This is a genomic window from Kitasatospora sp. NPDC096204 (genome assembly GCF_044763205.1).
In the GTDB taxonomy this organism is placed as follows: Bacteria; Actinomycetota; Actinomycetes; order Streptomycetales; family Streptomycetaceae; genus Kitasatospora.
Map to the genome: position 1 here is coordinate 1 of NZ_JBIWFT010000099.1, position 1,586 is coordinate 1,586.

The following is a 1,586-nucleotide window of genomic DNA, read 5'->3' on the forward strand; positions in this document are numbered from 1 at the left end:
TGAGCGGCGAGGTCGCGGGCTGATGGCCTGCGACTTTGTCGTCTTTGATGGCTTCGCGGTGTCCGTTTTGCGGGCTGTGTGGACGTCGTGGCGTGGGGTGGGCTGAGTGTTCTTGCGGCCTGGCGGCCGTCCTGGACCGGGTCGGCTGGGTTTCGGTGCGCCGGCTGGGCAGGCGGTCTTGCGGCGGAGGTGCCGGAATCCTCGCCGGACGCGGGCGGGGGTCATGCGTTCGGGCGGTGCGGGCTGTTCCCAGGGGCGACGGAGGTCGGCCGTGAGGGGCCGGGCGAGGCGAAGTTGGGTGTAGGCGGCGAGGATCAGCCAGGTCCAGCGATCAGCGGCTTCGGGCGTGCGGATCTTCGGGCAGGTCCAGCCGAGGGTCTGCTTGAACAGGCGGAATGTGTGCTCGATGTCGAAGCGCCGCAGGAATGCCTGCCACAGCCGGTCGGTGTCCGCGGCGGTGGCGTCGGTGCCGGACCACCACAGCCAGACGGGCTTCGGGGTCGCTCCGCTGGGCAGGTGGTCGACCTCCAGGCGGATCACGGTGCCCTCGATGACCGGCAGGGTGCCAGCCTGGGAGACCCACGAGGACCGGTGAGTCAGTCGAGGGTGCAACCGGTCCCAGGACCGGGCGGTCGCAGTGCCGTAGAGGCGGGTCTCAGTGACCGTATGGGTGTCCGGGGTGCCCCAAGTGGTCGGGTCGCCGAAGACGAATTCGCCGCCGTGCCTGGGCGGCCGGCCCCTGGTGCCGGGAACACGCGGTGGACACGCCCGTCGCAGGACCCGGTCCGAGCGCATCCGTCCCAGCACCTGCACGGGCAGGTCCCTGAGCAGGTGAGCGAGGCGGGGAAGGTCGTATCCAGCGTCCGCGACGACGAGCATGTCCGGGTCGCCGCTCTGCCACTGGCCTGCGGCGATCAGGCGCTGGATGAGCTCGCGCAACTGCTGTGCGGTGACGGTGGCCGCGTCGTCTCCTGGCGCCAGGCGGCGCGCGTCCAGCGGCGCGGTCCATGAGCTGCGGCCGCTCTCCAGGGCGGTGATCACCGAGTAGGGCCAGCCCGGGATCGGGATGTGCTGGTCCTTGCCCCGCCCGTAGGTATGGCACAGGATCCGCTCCGGTGAGCAGTGGGCGTCCGGCCGCAGCCAGCAGGTGATGTCGACCGCGAGCACGAGCCGGCCGTCGGCCGCGCGTGGCAGCGGCACTGCGGCCAGCGCCCGCCGCATGTGATCGGCGTCTACCCGGCCGCGGGCCAGCGCGGCGTAGAGCCCGCCGTGGCCGCGACGATGCTCACCCACCAAGGAGAGCTCCACCAAAGACCGCACCGGCCCATCGGCGCACAGCACCGCGTCGGCCAGCTCGAACAACGCATCCGCACGCTTGATCATACAGGAGTAGAACTCACCCCGGAAGCGTGACAGTTCAGCGAACCCGTCGTGCCCAACGCGATCGTGCAGCAGACTCATCCCCACGGCCTTCGTCATGGTTGTGTGCATTCCTTGGTCGGAGCACAGGATCAGACGAAGGCCGCTTCCGTGTACGGCAGTTACCGAAACGAGTGATCACGTTCGACACGCAGTTCGACGCTCTC

Annotated in this window: 1 protein-coding gene; it reads right to left on the reverse strand. The window is 69.8% G+C overall.

What is annotated here, in order from left to right:
• Window positions 1-1,461 (reverse strand): NF041680 family putative transposase (locus ACIQ87_RS40275; RefSeq protein WP_402417243.1); only part of this gene is annotated, 1,461 nt, incomplete at its 3' end.
• Window positions 1,462-1,586: the final 125 nt, after the last annotated feature.